At 36.9% G+C, this 19,680-nt stretch carries 19 protein-coding genes and 1 tRNA gene; 15 read left to right on the top strand and 5 right to left on the bottom strand.

Going from position 1 to position 19,680, the window contains the following annotated elements; genetic code table 11:
- Positions 1-42 precede the first annotated feature (42 nt).
- The 4 genes from sdaAA (at position 43) to ACE199_RS18295 (ending at position 4,050) form a co-directional block, all read left to right on the top strand.
- A complete protein-coding gene (gene sdaAA, locus ACE199_RS18310) occupies positions 43-1,605 on the top strand; it encodes an L-serine ammonia-lyase, iron-sulfur-dependent, subunit alpha (protein WP_375351084.1) in 1,563 nt (520 codons plus the stop codon).
- Positions 1,606-1,773: 168 nt separating this feature from the next.
- Positions 1,774-2,235, top strand: coding sequence for a hypothetical protein (locus ACE199_RS18305; RefSeq protein ID WP_375351083.1), 462 nt, complete (start codon positions 1,774-1,776; stop codon positions 2,233-2,235).
- A 71-nt stretch (positions 2,236-2,306) separates the two neighbouring features.
- Positions 2,307-2,849: a histidine phosphatase family protein gene (locus ACE199_RS18300; protein WP_375351082.1), complete on the top strand. Its 543-nt coding sequence runs from the start codon at positions 2,307-2,309 to the stop codon at positions 2,847-2,849.
- 469 nt (positions 2,850-3,318) lie between these two features.
- On the top strand, positions 3,319-4,050 hold the full coding sequence (locus tag ACE199_RS18295) for an alpha/beta fold hydrolase (RefSeq protein ID WP_375351081.1): 732 nt from the start codon (positions 3,319-3,321) through the stop codon (positions 4,048-4,050).
- Positions 4,051-4,135: 85 nt separating this feature from the next.
- Here the strand turns inward: ACE199_RS18295 and phaC are convergent, their stop codons facing one another.
- The 3 genes from phaC to ACE199_RS18280 form a co-directional block, all read right to left on the bottom strand.
- Positions 4,136-5,230, bottom strand: a complete 1,095-nt coding sequence (gene phaC, locus ACE199_RS18290) for a class III poly(R)-hydroxyalkanoic acid synthase subunit PhaC (protein WP_375351080.1) — start codon at positions 5,228-5,230, stop codon at positions 4,136-4,138.
- Positions 5,231-5,282: 52 nt separating this feature from the next.
- On the bottom strand, positions 5,283-6,026 hold the full coding sequence (locus ACE199_RS18285; RefSeq protein ID WP_375351079.1) for a 3-oxoacyl-ACP reductase: 744 nt from the start codon (positions 6,024-6,026) through the stop codon (positions 5,283-5,285).
- A gap of 65 nt (positions 6,027-6,091) precedes the next feature.
- Positions 6,092-6,559, bottom strand: a complete 468-nt coding sequence (locus ACE199_RS18280) for a polyhydroxyalkanoic acid synthase subunit PhaR (protein WP_375351078.1) — start codon at positions 6,557-6,559, stop codon at positions 6,092-6,094.
- A 176-nt stretch (positions 6,560-6,735) separates the two neighbouring features.
- Here ACE199_RS18280 and phaQ point away from each other — a divergent pair, with 176 nt between their 5' ends.
- From phaQ to fabG, 3 genes are all read left to right on the top strand, one after another.
- Entirely contained in the window at positions 6,736-7,164 is a 429-nt protein-coding gene (gene phaQ / locus ACE199_RS18275; RefSeq protein WP_127759119.1) for a poly-beta-hydroxybutyrate-responsive repressor, read from the top strand.
- Between the two features lie 81 nt (positions 7,165-7,245).
- Positions 7,246-7,776: a hypothetical protein gene (locus ACE199_RS18270; RefSeq protein WP_127759120.1), complete on the top strand. Its 531-nt coding sequence runs from the start codon at positions 7,246-7,248 to the stop codon at positions 7,774-7,776.
- Between the two features lie 90 nt (positions 7,777-7,866).
- Positions 7,867-8,601 carry a 3-oxoacyl-ACP reductase FabG gene (gene fabG / locus ACE199_RS18265; protein ID WP_375351077.1) on the top strand — a complete coding sequence of 245 codons (735 nt, stop codon included), beginning with the start codon at positions 7,867-7,869 and terminating at the stop codon, positions 8,599-8,601.
- Positions 8,602-8,751: 150 nt separating this feature from the next.
- Here the strand turns inward: fabG and ACE199_RS18260 are convergent, their stop codons facing one another.
- On the bottom strand, positions 8,752-9,666 hold the full coding sequence (locus ACE199_RS18260; protein ID WP_375351076.1) for a LysR family transcriptional regulator: 915 nt from the start codon (positions 9,664-9,666) through the stop codon (positions 8,752-8,754).
- Positions 9,667-9,906: 240 nt separating this feature from the next.
- On the opposite strand from ACE199_RS18260, the gene ACE199_RS18255 reads away from it, so the two are divergent.
- From ACE199_RS18255 to ACE199_RS18245, 3 genes are all read left to right on the top strand, one after another.
- Complete coding sequence (locus ACE199_RS18255; RefSeq protein WP_127759123.1) at positions 9,907-11,232, top strand: short-chain fatty acid transporter; 1,326 nt, start codon at positions 9,907-9,909, stop codon at positions 11,230-11,232.
- 246 nt (positions 11,233-11,478) lie between these two features.
- On the top strand, positions 11,479-12,270 hold the full coding sequence (locus ACE199_RS18250) for an HAD family hydrolase (protein WP_375351075.1): 792 nt from the start codon (positions 11,479-11,481) through the stop codon (positions 12,268-12,270).
- 230 nt (positions 12,271-12,500) lie between these two features.
- Positions 12,501-12,574: transfer RNA gene (locus ACE199_RS18245), tRNA-Gly, on the top strand.
- A 148-nt stretch (positions 12,575-12,722) separates the two neighbouring features.
- Here the strand turns inward: ACE199_RS18245 and ACE199_RS18240 are convergent.
- Complete coding sequence (locus ACE199_RS18240) at positions 12,723-13,391, bottom strand: B3/B4 domain-containing protein (RefSeq protein ID WP_252293038.1); 669 nt, start codon at positions 13,389-13,391, stop codon at positions 12,723-12,725.
- A 92-nt stretch (positions 13,392-13,483) separates the two neighbouring features.
- Here ACE199_RS18240 and queG point away from each other — a divergent pair, with 92 nt between their 5' ends.
- The 5 genes from queG (at position 13,484) to ACE199_RS18215 (ending at position 19,566) form a co-directional block, all read left to right on the top strand.
- Complete coding sequence (queG, locus tag ACE199_RS18235) at positions 13,484-14,617, top strand: tRNA epoxyqueuosine(34) reductase QueG (RefSeq protein ID WP_375351074.1); 1,134 nt, start codon at positions 13,484-13,486, stop codon at positions 14,615-14,617.
- Positions 14,618-14,826: 209 nt separating this feature from the next.
- On the top strand, positions 14,827-15,693 hold the full coding sequence (locus ACE199_RS18230; protein WP_375351073.1) for an amidase domain-containing protein: 867 nt from the start codon (positions 14,827-14,829) through the stop codon (positions 15,691-15,693).
- 32 nt (positions 15,694-15,725) lie between these two features.
- On the top strand, positions 15,726-16,250 hold the full coding sequence (gene trmL / locus ACE199_RS18225; RefSeq protein WP_375351094.1) for a tRNA (uridine(34)/cytosine(34)/5-carboxymethylaminomethyluridine(34)-2'-O)-methyltransferase TrmL: 525 nt from the start codon (positions 15,726-15,728) through the stop codon (positions 16,248-16,250).
- A gap of 289 nt (positions 16,251-16,539) precedes the next feature.
- A complete protein-coding gene (nfsA, locus tag ACE199_RS18220) occupies positions 16,540-17,289 on the top strand; it encodes an oxygen-insensitive NADPH nitroreductase (RefSeq protein WP_127759129.1) in 750 nt (249 codons plus the stop codon).
- A gap of 381 nt (positions 17,290-17,670) precedes the next feature.
- Positions 17,671-19,566, top strand: a complete 1,896-nt coding sequence (locus ACE199_RS18215; protein WP_375351072.1) for a PrkA family serine protein kinase — start codon at positions 17,671-17,673, stop codon at positions 19,564-19,566.
- Positions 19,567-19,680: the final 114 nt, after the last annotated feature.

Below are 19,680 nucleotides of genomic sequence, written 5' to 3'. Positions count from 1 at the left end.
ATGCATCTGGCATAGGGACAGTCTTTTTTTAGGAGTGATCACATGTCTTTTACAAGTTTAAAAGAATTAATTGAACTTGCAGATCAAGAGAAAACAACCATTTCAGAATTAATGATCAAAACTGAGGTACATCAGAAAGGGTATCCTAGAGAAGTGATCATTGAAAAAATGTCGGAACAATTTACGGTAATGGAAGAGGCTGTTCGCAGGGGGACACTGAGTCCTGTTATGTCACGTACGGGTTTAACAGGAGGGGATGGAAACCGGCTTTATCAGTATGCTAAAGATGGGAATTCCTTTGTCAATCCTGCCACATTAAATGCCGCAGCGAATGCGTTTGCGGTATCAGAAGTAAATGCGGCAATGGGGCGGATTGTGGCGACGCCAACAGCTGGTTCAGCAGGAATCTTGCCAGCTGTACTTGTTCACGCCCTTGACAGCGGAAAGTTTACACGTGAGCAGATTGTACAGTCAATATTCACTGCCTCCGCTCTCGGCTTAGTAATTGCAAATAAAGCTTCGATATCAGGTGCTGCTGGCGGGTGCCAGGCTGAAGTCGGATCAGCAACCGCAATGGCAGCTGGTACTTTAGTTGAACTTGCCGGCGGAACACCGATGCAGGTTGGAAATGCCATCGGAATTGCTTTGAAAAATTCACTGGGGTTGGTTTGTGATCCCGTTGCTGGGCTGGTGGAAATTCCTTGTATCATTCGCAACGGTTTACATGCAATTACCGCCCAAGCTGCGGCAGATATGGCTTTAGCTGGGGTAGCCAGCGTCATTCCTGCAGATGAAGTCATCCATGTGATGCATGAAGTAGGACAACAAATGCCCGAATCGTTGAGAGAAACGGGGATAGGCGGTCTTGCCGGAACTCCCACAGGGCAAAAATTAAAGGAACAGATTCTAAGCAAAAAAACTAGCGGCCTTGGGCCAGCAAAATACCAAAGTGCGTATGAGATTATCGGTCCCGTAATGGTCGGCCCTTCGAGTTCTCATACAGCTGGAGCTGTCCGAATCGGGAACATTGCCCGCCAGCTATTAAATGAAAATCCATTATATGTAAAGTTCTCGCTGATGGGCTCCTTCGCTGAAACCTATCAAGGCCATGGAACAGACCTAGCTCTATTATCAGGTGTTCTTGGATTATCTACAATGGATGAGGGCATTCCAAATGCCAAAAAAATTGCTGAAGAAAATAGCTTACAATACGAATTCACGAAACGGGTGCTTGGAAGCTATCATCCGAATACAGTTCTTGTAGAATTGACAGGAGCTTCACGTACTGTCAAGGTATTGGCCAGCTCTTTAGGCGGTGGTAAAGTAGAGGTTCAGGAATTTGATGACTATCCATTAAAATTTTCAGGAGAACGGCCAACACTTGTAATTCGCCATACCGACCGAACAGGGTTTATTGCTGAATTATCGAGGATTCTTTATCAAAATGGATTTAATATCGCCCGTATGGCAAATGAACGTTCAAAAATCAACGGTGCTGCAATAACGATTTGTGAAATCGATAATAAAATGGAAGCGACTCTCTCGTCTTTATTAAAAAAGGAGATTCCGATTATTGACGAAATTGTCTTGGTTCAAACTAATTAACTCCCTAGAAGGATATTAATTAGTTTTCCAGAATGAAAAAATTAATGATTTATTAAGCGCTATCAACTAGGTCAAAAACCAGACTTCACACTAAATTGTGTGGAGTCTGTTTACTTTTTACCGATGTAATTTATTATATAATTGAGAGAAATCGAGGAGGTATGGCAGATGTTATTTCAGTCAGAAGAAGAATTGTTTGAAAATATTGAGCAGATGTATGGGCCAGTGTATATCCAGTTAACGATGGGGATTCAAGATAAACGCATTGATCAAGTAAAGGCGAAGGCAGAAATTCGGGTGAAGCCTGTAAAAGCAAAAGCATTTGTTGAGGTGTTAGTAGAGGAACTAGAGTCCGATTATATTTATGCGGAGCAAGGCGAGAGTATCTATTCTAGCTTTGGAATTGATGAGAGAATTGGAATTTATGAGGAAGTATTAACGACTATTCCATATACTGTTCTAATAGAAAACGAGAATTGGAAAAAAGAAATAAACGCTTATGTCACTGAGGAACAATTAAAAGGGGCTCTGGAGAAATTAGTAAATGATTATCAATTTACAGATCCTAGTGGGAAATACCGATTTAGAAAAATATGTAGCATTCAAGAGTTATCTATGGTCAGTGAATAGAAGTAGAGAAACCACATCATACGTCTAATCATATAGATAAATTATTCGTTTAGAGAACAGGGGAAAGAGAAATGAAAATTGGTTTAGTACGACATTTTAAAGTCCAAAAGGATTTGCCAAAAGGCAAGATGGCTACACCAGCGGATTTAAAAAAGTGGTTTGATGAATATGATGTGGCAGATATTGAATATATGAAATGTGACTTAGGAAATATTAAATGGAAACAGTGTTATTCAAGTACGCTGCCGCGGGCTGTTAAGACGGCGCAGCACATTTATCAAGGGGAGATTGTACATCTTGATGATCTTTGTGAAATTCCAGCTCCTACTTTTAATGGTAAAATTAAATTGCCTTTTCTTTTCTGGGCAATTGGGGTTCGTTTTTTTGCTTACTTAAAAAAGGATACTCGTTCAGATATTCGAAAAACAAAAGAGAAGATTAAACGAGTGTTTGATGAGATAATAAAGAGTGGCGAGGAGGATGTTTTAATCGTCAGTCACGCAGCCATTATGATTTATATACGGAAGGAATTACTAAATCGAGGATTTAAGGGTCCGAAGTTTAAAGTGGCGAATAATGGACAATTGTATATATTTGAGAAGGAAAACGTGTAGTTTTTGACATAAGGAGAGAATCGATCATCTATATGGAAGTTTGTTCAATGTAACTGCCATCGTCAATATCTGCCTCATATGAAGGAATCGTTTTTTCTTTTAATCGCTATTTTATAACGTCTTTCTACATTAATTTGTAGGGAGACGTTTTTTGTATTTCGATTAGAGTAAGAGAATAATTATATTTTATTATAAATACGATTATAATTTGGTTGTTTTTTGGATATTCTAAATAACGAGAGCATCTTCATCTTTAAGAAATTATGAATTTGAGACATTTTTTATAAATTATTTCTTTGGTTCTACAATAAAATAATAAAAAAGGAAATTAACGGTTTGATTACGTTGGTAATACAATATAAAAGGTGAGTGGAGTAATGGAAGTTGGAGAGTAAATGTGAAAACGTTTACAGGGCTAGTTCAACCACACTTATTTTTAAAGCCTCATCATTTGAAAGGTGGACTGAAAATGTTAAAGTACAACGATTTAGGTACAGGAACGCCAGTTGTATTTATACATGGTTTAGGGAGTAAGAAGGAAGCTTGGATCCCGCAGCATGATTTAGCAAATCAGTATAGATTGGTCATTCCAGATATGAGAGGTCACGGAGAAACGGAAATTAATGAAAGCCTTACCGTTGGGAATTTCGCATTAGATATTATTGATTTATTGGAGTATTTAGAGATTCCGTCAGCGTTCATATGTGGATTTTCCTTAGGAGGAATTGTCGCACAGGAACTATATAAGCAGCGTCCAGATTTAGTAAAGGGGCTCATCCTTTCAAATACAACATCTTATGTACCATCTGTATTAGCTAGCAGTATTATTAATGAATCATCTAAGCTTCTTCGAAAAGGTGAAGAGGATTTAATTGAACATATTGTGACAAGAGGGCTGTATGATGAAGTGTATAAAGAGGAGGCTAAGAAGGCTTTTCATATACGGGACACCTATATTGAAGCAGCCAAAGCCCCAATTGGAGTCAATTACTTTTCAATGCTTCCTAGTATACAAAAACCTGTATTACTAATTGGAAGCACGCATGATAAAGTGACACCGTCTGTAAATATTTATTTAATGAAAGCGTTTTTAAGGAAAGCGCATTCAGCGATTTTAAAAAATGCAGGTCACTTAAGTAATATCGAACAGAAGGAGCTTTTTAATCAATATGTTACGGATTTTTTAAAATCATGTGCGTAATTCAATCAAGTGCTTAAAAAAACAAGAGACAAGTACAATATGACTTTGTCCCTTGTTTTATTTTTATTCAGATGATATTAGCGCTTTATGATGAGCGTTTTTCTAACCAATCTGCAACGGTTGGGTAAGTGATTTTGGAAGCTTTAGGTCCAAATGCTACAGACGCATGTCCAGTAGGAAGAAGCACATACTTTTTATCCTTGCTAGAGATAGCATTCATCAATGCTTCTACTTGATGTGGTTGAGCAATATTATCTTTTTCAGCTGCTAAATTAAGGACATTTGCCGTGATATTTTTTAAATCAACTTTACGACCACGGATGACAAGTTCTCCTTTAATCAGCTTGTTTTGTTGATAGAAGTCTCTAATCCATTGACGGTAAGCTTCACCTGGGAACGGAATACCATCGCCTACCCATTTTTGTATAAGCTTCCAGCTCTTGATAAACTGTTCGTTGTCAGCTCGATCAACTAGACTGATATAAGGTCCGTAGAAGTTTGCCATCGGTTTTAACATTTTGTTTCCGAAATCAATCATTTCTGGTGGAACATTTCCTAAAGTTTCGACGACTTTATCGACATCAAAGTATTTCTCATCAAGGAAAGAACCATATAAGCCTGTATCTTCAAAATCAAATGGGCTCGTCATAAACACAATGTTGCGAATTGGCAATTCAGAGTGAAGGGCAGCGAAGATAGATGTCAATGTTCCTCCCATACAGTAACCAAGAATTGAAACTTCCTTTGCGTTGGATGCTTTCAATACTTTTCGAACAGCACGAGGAATATAGTCTAGAACATAGTCATCCATTTTCATATTTTTGTCTTCGTAGCCTGGTGTACCCCAATCAAGTAAATAAACATCAAAGCCGCGGTCAACTAAGTATTCAACAAAACTGCTGCCTTTTGTTAAATCTAGAATATATGGCTTATTGATTAATGCATAAACGAGTAGAAGTGGAACAGCATGCTTTCGAGGCTGTTCAGATGTGTAGCGATATAGCTTCGCTTTATTTCTAGTCCAAATCACTTCTTTCGGTGACTGGCCTACTTCTGGCTCGGGTTCTTTTACCAATACGTTCGTTGCTTTCGTAAAGCGTTCATATTGACCTTTAACATCCTCAGGTACTAAAGTTAAATTCGCGAATTCTGTCCATTCTTTTAAACTAGTATTGCTCATTTTTCCACACCTTTCGTTGTAGTATGAAGAGTTTTATAGCATGTTCAAACAATTACATATAAAGTCCACCGTTAATATTTAACTGTTGACCTGTAATATATCCACCGTCTTTACATAAGAAAACAACTCCGCGTGCAATTTCTTCCGGTTGTCCAAAACGACGTGCTGGAATTTTAGCGACAATGTTTTCACGAATATTTTCTGGAATTTCTTGAACCATCTCTGTGTCGATAAATCCAGGGCAGATAGAGTTTACTGTTACACTGCTTCTTGCAAGTTCTAAAGCAAGAGATTTGGTATACCCAATAATTCCAGCTTTTGCTGCAGCATAGTTTGTTTGTCCAAAGCCTCCAGCTTGTCCAATAATGGAAGAAATGTTAATGATTCTTCCTGCATCTGATTCTAAAAGATATGGAAGAGCGATAGAAGAAGTATTGTAAACGCTGTTTAAGTTAACATCAATAACAGTTCTCCAATCTTCCTCACTTAGCTTCTTAAATGTGCTATCTCTTGTAATTCCAGCGTTATTGATAAGAATATCTAATCTACCAAAGTGATTAATAGTTTCTTTTATTAAATTCTCTGATTCTTCTGAATTCGAAACATCTGCTTGAACCGCATAGGCTTCTCCGCCAATCTTTTTAATGCTTTCGATGACTTGCTCAGCTGATCCCGCACTGCGGTTATAGTTAATAACAACTTTTGCTCCGTTTTTTGCTAATTCCATTGCGATTGCTGCACCAATTCCTCGGCTACCGCCTGTAACGATAGCTACTTTGTTAGTTAACTCTGTCATTTTGTAAGTCTCCTTTTAGTTACTATGTACATAAAGATAGTAAACGATCTTTATAGATTACTTAGTTATCCTTGCTGTACCTTAGTTGTTTCTTTGCTGGCTACTTTATTATTAGTAGTAGTAGTAGTAGTAGTAGTTTCTTTTGTTAATAAATTGATAATTTCATTAAGTTTAGTGTCTAGGGTTTTAATTTTATTTTTTACATCTGTCATTTCTCGCTTTAATTCTACCTGGCTCACTAAATTAGAGGCAGTTTCTTCAACTAAATCTTCTAAATCATCAACTTTTGAATCCACGTTGATGATTAGGGCTGAGATATTTGACAGATCAGTGCGAGTTGGAATATTAACTTGCTCGAAATACTGTTCTGTTGTTTCATTTAGCATCTTCTTATATAGAAGATTCATCTCAAGGACTTGCCCCATTACCTTAGAAGTTGATTCGTCTTTCAGATTTTCATCAATAATGGTACTGCTTTGATTAAAAAGGTCTTTCCACAATTCAAATGGGTTTAAGTTTTTTTGCTGATTCATATGCCCTCTCCCGTCCATGAGTTTTGTTTGAAATATATTACAATTTTATAATACCAACTAAACCAGAATAAGGAAAGGTAATTTTTTAAATATTTACCAAAACTAATTGACATTTGGAACACATAGGTGTAAATTACACATAGAGACTATTTAACATATTGAGTGGGTGATACAAGATGACAACAGATAAGAAAAATACTTCTATAGATTCGACAGCCAAAGATGAGAGTATGATGAACAATATGCCCAAAAATTTAATGATACCTGTTCTTCTGTTAAGTCTTCGAGGTTGGAATTTACATGGTTACAAATTAATTCAAGAGTTAAGCCGATTTGGATTTACATCTGTAGATCAAGGAAATGTGTATCGAACATTAAGAAAGCTAGAAAAAGAGAACATGGTGAAATCTGAATGGGATATGTCAACAGGGGGTCCAGCTAAGCGAATTTATTCATTAACAGAGGCTGGTGAGGCGTATTTGCAAACTTGCACTGATTCGCTTACGCAATACCAATCCATATTAAATCGCTTTTTTACTATCTATATGGATATGTTCCTCCCTACATCTTTATCACAACGCGATGATGATAAAGAGGAGAATTAATGTTTGTTGTATTTACTTATAAAGTGAATTTGCAGTATTTCTGCAATCACAATAAATTTCTACTTTTAGGAGGTTTTTATCATGGCAGTAAACAAAAAAGATCAAAATAATAAGGATGTTCGTAATTTAGGTGATTCTTTGCTGGACAGCTGGACAAATAGTTTGAATACAATTCATGCTTCGCAAAAAGAGGTGGAGAATGTGTCAATTCAAGCAATCGGATATCAAAGAGAGGTGTGGGAGAAATTGACGGAAGATTTAACAAGAATTGAACAAGAACAAAAGAAATTAGTTGAGGAACTTCGTGTAGTAGGAAAGAAAAATATTCAAACGCTTTACGGTGAAGAAGCAGGGGAGACTTTTGATAAATGGAATGAGCACTTTGATGAGGTGAGCCTTCGTGTTCAGCAATTTACAGTAACTCCTTTGAAAGAAACTTTTAACCTTTTAAATCAATCCCAGGATCAATTACAAGATTCTATTAAAAAAGGAATCACTCAACAACAAAGCCTTCGTGAAAATTTCTTAAACCAAATGAAATCAGCTCAAAAAGGGTTTGTTGATTTAGTGGAATCTAATACAAAACTAGCGTTGAGTCTTTATAAAATTTAAGTAACGTGCCAATGGAATAATCAAACAAGTAGAGTGGGAGGATTTAGTGTCCTCCCACTTTATAAAGATTAAGAAAAGAGGTGCAAGGCTGTGAAGTTAGCGGGGAAAGTGGCCATCATTACAGGTGGTGCGAAAGGGATTGGAAAAGTAACAGCCAAAAGATTTCTTGAAGAAGGTGCTAAAGTAGTAATCTGTGATTATGACCAGGCGGCTGGTCAAGCTGCATTAGCCGACCTTGGAAGTAATGACGTAAGCTTCTTTCAAGTCGATGTAACGAATACTGCACAAGTAGAAACGATGGTTCAATCAACAATTGATACATATGGCAGAATAGATATTTTGATTAATAACGCAGGGATTACAAATGATGGATTTCTTGTGAAGATGAGTGAAGAGGCTTGGGAACAGGTGCTTGCTGTCAATTTATCAGGTGTTTTTAAATGTACAAAAGCTGTCGCTCCATTTATGTTAGATCAAAAATCAGGGGTTATTTTAAATGCCTCTTCTGTAGTTGGGATATATGGAAATATCGGTCAAAGTAATTATGTGGCCACAAAAGCAGGTGTTATTGGAATGACTAAAGGTTGGGCAAAAGAGTTTGGTCCAAAAGGGATTCGTGTGAATGCCATAGCACCAGGCTTCATTGCAACAGACATGGTCTCGACCGTACCCCAAAAAGTCATTGATACAATGAAAGAAAAGACACCGCTTAAAAAAATAGGTAAACCAGAAGATATTGCAGCTGCTTATTTATTTTTAGCTTCGGATGATGCAAATTATATTAACGGAACCATTTTAAGTGTGGATGGCGGATTAGTAGTTTAGTAGTTATGAATATAACAGTTACATTAATACCGATCTGAAAAGAGCTACTGTTTTAAGTAGTTTTTTTCAGATCGGTATTTTTATTAGGCTTTGTTATAGGACGCTGTTGATTTTGGTCTGGGGCCCCAATCGTTTTATAAACAATATTGTTTAACTTAGCCTTTTATTAAGTTGTTTTAGCTGATTGACTGGATTATTCACTAAAAAGTTGAGTAATTTTCTTGCTGCGAATGGGATATAACAGTCCTTTTTTGTGATAACTCCCAATTCCCACATGAGAGTTGGGTTGACTAAAGGGACCATTTTAATATTATGGTGATTTATTTTTGAATAAATCGATTTTGGAAGAATCGTAATCCCTAAACCTTCTTTAACAAGCTCGGCAATCAAATCCCATTGAGAGCTTTGGTATGTAATCTGAGGACTAAACCCAGCACTTAGACACTCTTGGATTATTCGATCATGTAAAGCAAATTGTTCGTTGAAAATAATAAACTGTTCATCCTGTAATTCATGTAGGCTGACAAAGTCTCTATGGGCTAGTCGATGGTGTTGAGAGACATAAATTACAAACTCATCTTTCGTAAAGGGATGGACAATAAACTTTTCTGTATTAGTTGGAAGAACACTGATGCCTAAGTCAATTTTTTCTTCATCTATTAAACTTTCTACACGTTTTGCTCCTAACTCAACTAATTTTAATGAAATTTTAGGGTGAAACTTTCTAAATGGAATAGCTATGGAAGGGAAAAATAGCGTTCCGATTAAAGGTGGTATTCCAATTTTAATTTCACCTGATGGCATATGCATTAAGTCATCTAAACGTCCAGAAAGGTCATCTAATGTGGAAATAAGCTTTAGAGCCGAATCATATACAATTTCTCCCGCGTCTGTAAGCTTTAATTGTCGCGTTGTACGATCAAATAGTGTGACTTGTAGTTCTTCTTCTAAGTTTTTAATGATTTTGCTTAATGATGGTTGTGATAAATGAACATGGGAAGAAGCTTTAGTGAAACTTTGATGTTCAGCGACAGCTATTAAGCATTTTAATTGTTGAATCTCCATAAAAAATCCCTTCTATTCATTTTTTTAATAACTATTATTCTTTTTTTATATTTTACTTATAATAACTAAAATAGTAAAGTTATTCCAGTAAGATAATTCTAGTATTTCCAAATAATTTGAAATGTATGTTTTGTTAATAGTTTCTTGGATGATGAATAAGGATGTATCACCTTTTATTTTGCAGCTTCATCTTATTTTTATATACAAAATTATAGTAAATAAACAAAGGGGGAGAATAAGTTGAAGGCGATGATTTCATTTTCAAACAGATTGATGCAAAGGTATATGCCTGATCCATTTTTGCTTGTTATTGTGCTTACCTTTTTTGTCATCGGTCTTGCTATTTTTTTGACAGATAGCACACCTGCTCAAATTGTAGGTTACTGGGGAGATGGTTTTTGGAATTTATTAGAATTCTCTATGCAAATGGTTTTAATTGTTGTAACAGGACACGTTATGGCGAGCAGTCCATTTTTCAAGAAATTATTGGGGAACTTAGCCAATATCCCAAAGTCACCGGGGCAAGCTATTATTCTCGTTACTCTTGTAGCTCTAATTGCATGCTGGATTAACTGGGGATTTGGTCTAATCATTGGAGCGTTGTTTGCAAAAGAGATTGCTAAAAAGGTCGATGGTGTCGATTATCGATTGTTAATTGCAAGTGCCTATAGTGGATTTATTATTTGGAGCGGGGGATTATCTTCATCTGTTGCATTAACGATTGCTACACCTGGTCATTTTACGGAAAATCTTATAGGGATTGTTCCAACAAGTGAAACTCTTTTTTCTCCATTTAATTTAATTGTTGTAATCGGGCTGCTTATTTTAGTTCCAATTATAAACCGATTTATGATACCTTCAAAAGAACAAGCTTTTTTGATTGATCGCAAGCTATTAGAAGATGTAGATAGTGTACAGGCAAGTGCAGTAGAACAAGCTGAACTGACACCTGCTGAGCGTTTAGAAAATAGTAAGATATTATCTTTGCTTATTGGTTTATTAGGTCTTTCTTTTTTAGCCTATTATATCGTGAAAAACGGATTTGTTATTAATCTTAATATTGTGAACTTTATCTTTCTTTTTATTGGAATAATATTGCACAAAACACCAAGATTATTTTTAGAAGCTATTTCAAGTTCAGTTAAAAGTGCAAGTGGAATTATTATTCAGTTTCCGTTCTACGCAGGGTTAATGGGTATTGTGACCGCTTCAGGACTAGCTGGGATTTTATCTAATGCGTTTATATCTATTTCAAATGAGAATACATTCCATATGTTCACGTTATGGAGTGCAGGTTTGGTAAACTTCTTTGTACCTTCAGGTGGAGGACAGTGGGCTGTACAAGCTCCTGTTATGTTAGAGGCTGCAAAAGATTTAGGAGTTTCTTTACCGAAAACAGCGATGGCTGTTGCATGGGGAGACGCTTGGACGAATATGATTCAACCATTCTATGCATTGCCAGCATTAGCCATTGCCGGTTTGAAAGCAAAGGATATTATGGGGTATGGTTTAGTAATCATGTGTATAACAGGGATTTTTATTTCTGCCGTCTTTTACTTTTTATGATGGGTATATTGGATGATAATGGTAATGTGAAGTGTTATATCACATAGCCCTTATAGTAAATGAATGATTGAGTTATCAAGGACTTCAACGATTATGTTGAGGTCTTTTTTAGAGATTATGCAGGAGGATTTCTGCATCGCTTTCATTAAGCTCGTCTATCTTTTTTTCAATAGTTATTTATTTTCACATTCGTGTAGTTTATTATTAAAATAGTGAGATTATTGTGAAAGAAATGAGGTTACAGCTATGGTGAAGGCAGTATTTTTTGATTTAGATGATACATTATTGTGGGATCAAAAGAGTGTTAAAGAAGCGTTTGTAGCAACATGTCTTGTGGCAAAAGAGAAATATGGAGTAGATGTTGAAGAGTTTGAAGAAGCAGTTCGAAAGGAAGCAAGAGAGCTGTATGCTTCATATGAGACGTATGAATTTACACAAATGATCGGTATTAATCCTTTTGAAGGGCTATGGGGAAATTTCTTAGATGATACAGATGATTTCCGTAAAATGGCGGAGATTGTACCGACTTATCGTACAGAGGCATGGACACGCGGGTTAAAGGCTTTAGGGATTGACGATGAGGCATTTGGATCGGAACTCGCAGAGCGTTTCCCAGCAGAGCGTCGCAAAAAACCTTTTATTTATGATGAAACATTTACAGTGTTAGATGAGCTAAAAGGTAAATATAAATTATTGCTATTAACAAATGGTTCTCCAGATTTACAAAATACAAAGTTGACGATTACGCCTGAATTAGTGCCTTATTTCGATGAAATTATCATTTCTGGGGCATTTGGCAGAGGAAAGCCTGATCAAACGATTTTTGAACATGCTTTAGAGCGAATTGGTCTAAATAAAGACGAAGTTATTATGGTCGGAGATAATTTAATGACAGATATTCTTGGTGCTTCAAGAACAGGAATTAAATCAGTTTGGATTAATCGTCATAATAAAGAACGCAATGAAGTTGTACCAGATTATGAAATTATTCATTTGGAAGAACTTTATCCGATTCTTGAAGAACTAAAGAATAAATAAAAGGAAAGGACTTCGGTATGATTGCCGAAGTCTTTTTTTAGCTGCGCTGAGAATTCACTAAAATCTGTTTTTATGTGCCATTGCGATGAAGTAAGGATGTGGAAGATGCTCTGCTTTACAAAACTTTATGTGAATTTTACTTTTTTTTAATAAAGCTATTGCATTCTTATAAACTTCGATATATAATTACTTATGTTGATTCGACAAAGTTCAACATAAACCTTCAAAATGCGGGTGTAGTTTAGTGGTAAAACCTCAGCCTTCCAAGCTGATGATGAGGGTTCGATTCCCTTCACCCGCTCCATTACATACGTTGATAACGCAGAGTTTCGTTACATAGAGAGAACGAAGCTTTGCGTTTTTTAAATTTTATAAATGTAAAAAACTGCTATATTTATAGTTGGAAAAAAGCGTATCGCCTTATCATCGATTTGGGAGATACGCTTTTTTATTTAATTAGTTGAAATCGAGTAATGCCCTTTTCCGCCATGAATTTGCAGAAACATATCTAGTAAAGATTTTGTTTGCTTATCAGCTTCTTCTATTGAAGTAGAAGGAGTGAAATAAATAATTTGTAAGGCTTGTTTTGTTTCTTCCGTTACTTTTGTACGCTCGGAATCTACAAATGGGCTGCCGAAAGGCCCTTCTTGATCAACGGACGTAATCATATGCTCCATAGAGTTCATTCGACCGTTAAGCCCCATATATGTATCCCCGTGTTCACCAATTTTAATCGTTATATCTCCTGTAAGCTTAGCGCGGTCATAGATGCCAATAGGTACTTCGAATAAAAGGGAAAAGAAGTTATTTAAATCGATGGCTGAATGCACAGGTGATAAATAATTTTGTTTTTGGATGCGGCGATACAGTGCTTCTGCAGATGGGCGATATCTTGACGGGTTTGTTCCTATTAATTTAAAGACATTTCTCCATTCTTGAATTTTGTCGAAATCCGTCCATTCTTTTTCTTGAAGATCAAAGTATAAAGATTCTTGAAATAGTTGCAATCTTCCTTTTAACATTTGAGGGGATAGTCCGACTTCGATATCGTTGTATGTAATGATTCCGACTTTAAAGTGTGGAATTTTTTCTTTAAGATTGTCAGCAATGGTTGTTTCCAAGTGTTTCACCTCCAAAAATGATTGAAAATAGTTTAACATAGATGGAAATGGTTGAACATAATACAGACTTTTACGTACGAAGGTGAATAGAGATGTATATGAAAGAATTGAAGAAAGAGCTAATTGCTTATAGTAAAGAAATTGGTATCGATAAAATCGGTTTTACGACGGCTTCGACGTTTGATTCGTTAAGGAATCGTTTATTAGAGCAGCAAACATTAGATTATCAGTCTGGATTTGAGGAGCCCAATATTGAAAAGCGAGTAAGGCCAGAGTTAATTATAGAACATCCGCAATCGATTATTTCCATTGCGTTAGCCTATCCTTCTAAAATGAAGGATGCTCCGTTAAGTACAAAAGGAGAACGACGTGGTATTTTTTGTCGAGCTTCTTGGGGAACGGATTACCATGTTGTGTTGAGAGAGAAGTTACAATTACTCGAATCGTTTATTAAAGAGAAAATACCGAATGCATTAACGAAATCAATGGTTGATACAGGGGAATTGTCTGATCGAGCAGTAGCTGAGCGTGCTGGCATTGGATGGAGCGGGAAAAACACGATGATCATTACTCCAGAGTTTGGATCGTATGTATATTTAGGTGATTTGATTACGAATGTACCTTTTGAACCCGATCAACCGATGGAAGATCAATGTGGGACGTGTAATAAATGCGTAGATGTTTGTCCAACGGGAGCACTTGTACAAGGCGGACAGTTAAATGCAAAGCGTTGTATCGCTTTTTTAACTCAAACAAAAGGCTTCTTGCCAGACGAATTTCGTTCTAAAATTGGGAATCGTTTGTATGGATGTGATACATGTCAGACCGTTTGTCCGAAAAATAAAGGCATCGATTTTCATATTCATGCAGAAATGGAGCCGGACTCAGACATTGCAAAACCGTTGTTAAAGCCTTTATTGACGATTTCGAATAAGGAATTTAAAGAGAAGTACGGTCATGTATCTGGATCATGGCGCGGAAAAAAGCCGATTCAACGAAATGCAATTTTGGCGCTGGCACATTTTAAAGATGAAACGGCTTTGGCTGAATTAATTCAGGTGATGAAAGAAGATCCTCGCCCTGTCATTCGCGGTACAGCTGCTTGGGCGATCGGAAAGATTGGTGGAGGAGAAGCAGAAGGCATTTTACAACGTGCATTAGATAAAGAGAAAGATGAAGACGTGTTAGCGGAAATAAAGAAGGGGTTAATGCTAGCGGCACATTGATAAAGTGAAATTTCGATCAGTGGGAGCTTACTGTTCGTTAAGCGTTGGATTAAGTAGAGGAAATCACTCGTATTATTCAGAGTGATTTTTTTTATACAATTAGATTGTAGACACCGTTAGCGAATAAGAAACCTTGATGTAGTTTTTGTATTTTTAATCAAGCCCTCTTTCATACATATTGAGTAGGAGTGATAAAGGAGGGCTTAAGCTTGAGGGAACAATTAAAGGAATTATTACAGACACGCATCGAACAGTATATATCGAGTGATGAGAGGCGGGCGGAACAAACGGATGAGAAGCCATTACGAAAGAAGCAATTGTTAGAGAAGCGAGAGGCCGATATTGTTCGAGTTCATGCAGCAGGTAAAGTGCATTCTTTGTTTTATGATCGACAAGATACAGTACTGGTCTATCAAGTTCATTTGCAATGTTTAATTAAACAAGGAGATACTTTTTTTATTGAAGAAGAGATAGAAGAACGTGAGGCTAGGTTTCAAAATGGTCTCATTGTGAATGATTATGAGGTAGAGCTAATTTCAGAAGATACTTTTCTGCCTGAGCAAAGGGTAGAGGATGTACAAAGAATCACGTATACGTACGATCGAAGAAAAGCGGTTCAATATGCTGAGCGGTGGTGGAATGAGTTTAATCCTGCTTATAATAAATTCGCGGATGATTGTACAAATTATATATCACAATGCTTACATGCGGGAAATATTCCAATGTGGGGGAGTCCCAATCGAACTAAAGGCTGGTGGATGGGCGGAAAAAGCTGGAGTTATAGTTGGACGTCTGCGCATGGTTTCTATAGGCTTTTGGCAGGTGGTAAAGGTATTCGAACGCAAGCAGTGACGTATGCACAAGAGTTAAACCTTGGAGACATTATATGCATTGACTTTGAAGGAGATGGCCGTTTTGATCACTCCCTCATTGTAACAGCAAAAGATATATACGGTATGCCGCTTGTGAATGCTCATACGGTAAACAGCCGTCGGCGTTATTGGACGTATGAAGATTCTACTCGTTATACTCCAAATATTGTATATAAGTTTTTTAGAATTTTAGATGGAAGGTGAAACGTTTTTTTGTCGGTTTGATTAATGATATAATGAAGGGAGACACTCATACTAGAGGTGAACAGGAATTGGCCATACATGTAGTTTTATATCAACCTGAAATTCCGGCAAATACAGGAAACGTTGCAAGAAGCTGTGCGGCAACAAATACAACGTTACATTTAATTCGTCCGCTTGGATTCTCAACAGATGACAAATATTTAAAGCGTGCGGGTCTTGATTATTGGGAACATGTAAAGATTCATTATTATGATTCTATGGATGAATTCTTTGAGAAAAATGCTGGTGGGGATTTCTACTATTTATCTAAATTTGGTGAAAAGCCTCATACGACATTTGATTATAGTGATCAAGATAAAGAAATTTTCTTTATTTTCGGTAGAGAAACAACAGGCCTTCCGAAAGATTTAATTCAGGAGAATATGGATCGTTGTTTACGTGTTCCGATGACGGATAAGGTGCGTTCGTTAAATTTATCAAATACGGCAGCTATTTTAATATATGAAGCATTAAGACAGCAAAATTATCGTGATTTAGATATTATAAGAGAAGGCTGACATCATTCATTTTTTCGCTCATATGTGTGAAATCGGGGTTTCACACACGTTTTAACTATGTTGACGGCGGGCGCTTTCTCTATAAGTATTTAGAGAAAGCGCTAAGATGAGAGCTAGAAATCAATAGCGTCAAGTGCTTTTGATATGTGTTTAGTTAGCTCTAGGTATGTCAGTGGCTCGATAAGTATTTCTAAAGGAAGAAAGCGCCTTCAGAAGTACCCGCTTTATGTTTGTCGCCAATTACGGGCGTCTTGCAGTTTTTTATACATAATGTACAGGGGGAATAAAGATGAATCAGATTATCGAAAAAATACTAGATCACCGTTCTATTCGTTCATTTGAGGACAAGCCGGTAACGGAGGAACAAATTCGTACAATCGTAGAGTGTGCTCAAGCAGCATCCACTTCAAGCTATATTCAAGCATATTCCATTATTGGGGTATCGGATCCGGAGAAGAAAGCACAGTTAGCTGAACTTGCTGGGCCGCAAACATATGTAGAGAAAAGCGCGCACGTGTTTGTTTTTTGTGCTGATTTACACCGTCATGATATGGTTGCCGAGATGGAAGGACGAGATTTATCCGAGTCGATTGAAAGTACAGAGAAGTTTATGGTTGGTTGCATAGATGCCGCTCTTGCTGCACAAAATGCTGCAATCGCTGCGGAATCGATGGATCTTGGTATTTGTTATATTGGTGGTATTCGTAATAATTTACATGCGGTTAGTGAAATTTTAAACATTCCACATCGTGTGCTTCCGTTATTTGCACTTATTATCGGTCATCCGAAAAATCGCTCTGAGAAGAAGCCGCGTTTGCCGCTTGCTAACGTGTATCATGAAAATGGCTACCAAGCGGACCAACAAGTATTCATTGAACAATTACAAGCGTATAATGAAACAATCTCAAGTTATTATGATAGAAGAACAAAAGGAAAGCGTAAAGATACATGGACAGAGCAAATGGCTGATATGTTAGGGAAGAAAAGCCGTATGTACATGAAAGAGTATGTGGAAGGAAAAGGATTGAAAAAGCGTTAAAGAAAGTAAAAAAGCTGAGTTGCTAAAAATAAGCAACTCAGCTTTTTTTATTTAACACTCGGTTTGTCGTTATAACCTGCAGTAAAGATAGCGGATAAAAATGTCACAATTACAGCAAGAATGATAATTGTACCTGCGCCCATTATCGCAGTCCTCCTTTAAACTGAATTGTCCAAATTTATACATGTAGTATACCTTAGTTACCAAAAAATGTGAATTATTTATTACCGTTGCTTGTATAATTTGTTAGAGAATATTTACTGATTTTATCGCAATTCAATCATAGTTTAAACAACCTCTTTTGAAACTATGCACATGTTTGTCAAAGTTGTCGCATAGATTTAAGTATTCTCTATAAAGGGATAGGGGGAGGCTCCAGTAATGGACATTTTAAGAAAAATTGAAAAGTTTAGAGAAGATGAACAGAAGCTGAAGTGGGAAGGGACTTTTGCAGAATACTTAGAGATCCTTAAAGAAAAGCCTTTGGTCGCACAGTCTGCACATTCGCGTGTATATAACATGATTAAAGATGCTGGTATAGAAGAAGTCAATGGTGTGAAGCGATATAACTTCTTTAGTGGTCAATTATTTGGTTTAGAAGATTCATTGGAGCGCTTGATTGAAGAATATTTTCATCCAGCGGCAAAGCGACTAGATGTTCGTAAGCGAATTTTGTTGTTGATGGGTCCTGTTTCAGGTGGGAAATCCACGCTTGTTTCTTTATTAAAGAGAGGGCTGGAGTCATATTCCTTAAAGGAGCAAGGTGCTATTTATGCGATTAAAGGCTGCCCAATGCATGAGGATCCTCTACATTTGATTCCACAATACTTACGTGAGGATTTCTATGAAGAGTATGGTATTCGAATTGAAGGAAACTTATCTCCATTGAACTTAATGAGGCTGGAGAAAGAGTATGGAAATCGTATTGAAGATGTCATGGTTGAACGAATTTTTCTTTCGGAGGACCGTCGAATAGGGATTGGTACATTTAGTCCGTCTGATCCTAAATCACAAGACATCGCCGATTTAACAGGAAGCATTGACTTTTCCACAATTGCGGAGTTCGGTTCAGAATCTGACCCGCGCGCCTATCGTTTTGATGGGGAGTTAAATAAAGCAAATCGTGGGATGATGGAGTTCCAGGAAATGTTGAAATGTGATGAGAAATTCCTATGGCACCTATTGTCTCTTACACAGGAAGGAAATTTTAAAGCAGGCCGCTTTGCGTTAATTTCAGCGGATGAACTAATTGTTGCCCATACGAATGAAACAGAGTATAAGTCGTTTATTTCTAATAAGAAAAACGAGGCCCTTCATTCACGGATTATTGTGATGCCGATTCCATATAACTTAAAAGTGTCGGAAGAAGAAAAAATTTATGAAAAAATGATTCGTGAGAGTGATGTTTCCAATGTTCATATTGCACCGCATACGTTAAAGATTGCAGCAATGTTTAGTATTTTAACACGTCTGAAGGATCCTAAAAAAGGCGATATCGATTTAGTGAAGAAAATGCGTCTATATGATGGGGAAAATGTAGAAGGGTTTAATTCAGCTGATATTCGTGAATTGAAAAAAGAACATCAAGATGAGGGAATGAGCGGAATCGATCCGCGTTATGTGATTAACCGCATTTCTTCGACGATTATAAGAAAGGAAAATCCATCGATTAATGCGCTGGATGTATTAATGTCCTTAAAGGATGGACTTGATCAGCATCCCTCGATTACGAACGAGCTTAGGGAGCGTTATTTAAACTTTATTTCACTTGCGCGTAAGGAATATGATGCGATTGCTAAAAATGAGGTTCAAAAGGCGTTTGTTTATTCATATGAAGAGTCTGCCAAAATTCTTATGGACAATTATCTCGACAATGTCGAGGCCTACTGCAATAAAACAAGATTACGCGATCCATTAACAGGAGAAGAGATCAATCCAGATGAAAAGCTGATGCGTTCTATTGAAGAACAAATCGGCATTTCAGAAAATGCGAAAAAAGCGTTCCGAGAAGAGATTTTAATTCGTATTTCTGCTTATGCTCGTAAAGGAAAACGATTTGATTATAGCTCGCATGATCGTCTTCGTGAAGCGATTCAGAAAAAGTTATTCGCTGACTTAAAAGATGTTGTGAAGATTACAACGTCAACCAAAACACCGGATGAACGTCAATTGAAGAAAGTAAATGAAGTGATTGCTAGATTAATTGAAGAGCATGGCTATAACTCAACTTCTGCTAATGAGTTATTGAGATATGTAGGCAGCTTGTTAAATCGCTAACAGAAGATGTTCCCCTGCCAAATAGAGGTGGGGGGTTATTTCTTATTTAAACGTATGTTAAATAAGAGTGCCTGCTTAGGAGGGGAAATTTTCCTTATCTATGGACTTGTAATC

The organism is Peribacillus sp. Hz7 (assembly GCF_042136355.1).
Classification (GTDB): domain Bacteria; phylum Bacillota; class Bacilli; order Bacillales; family DSM-1321; genus Peribacillus; species Peribacillus asahii_A.
The sequence above is the reverse complement of the archived record's forward strand: the minus strand, read 5'-3'. Positions and strand labels throughout refer to the sequence as shown.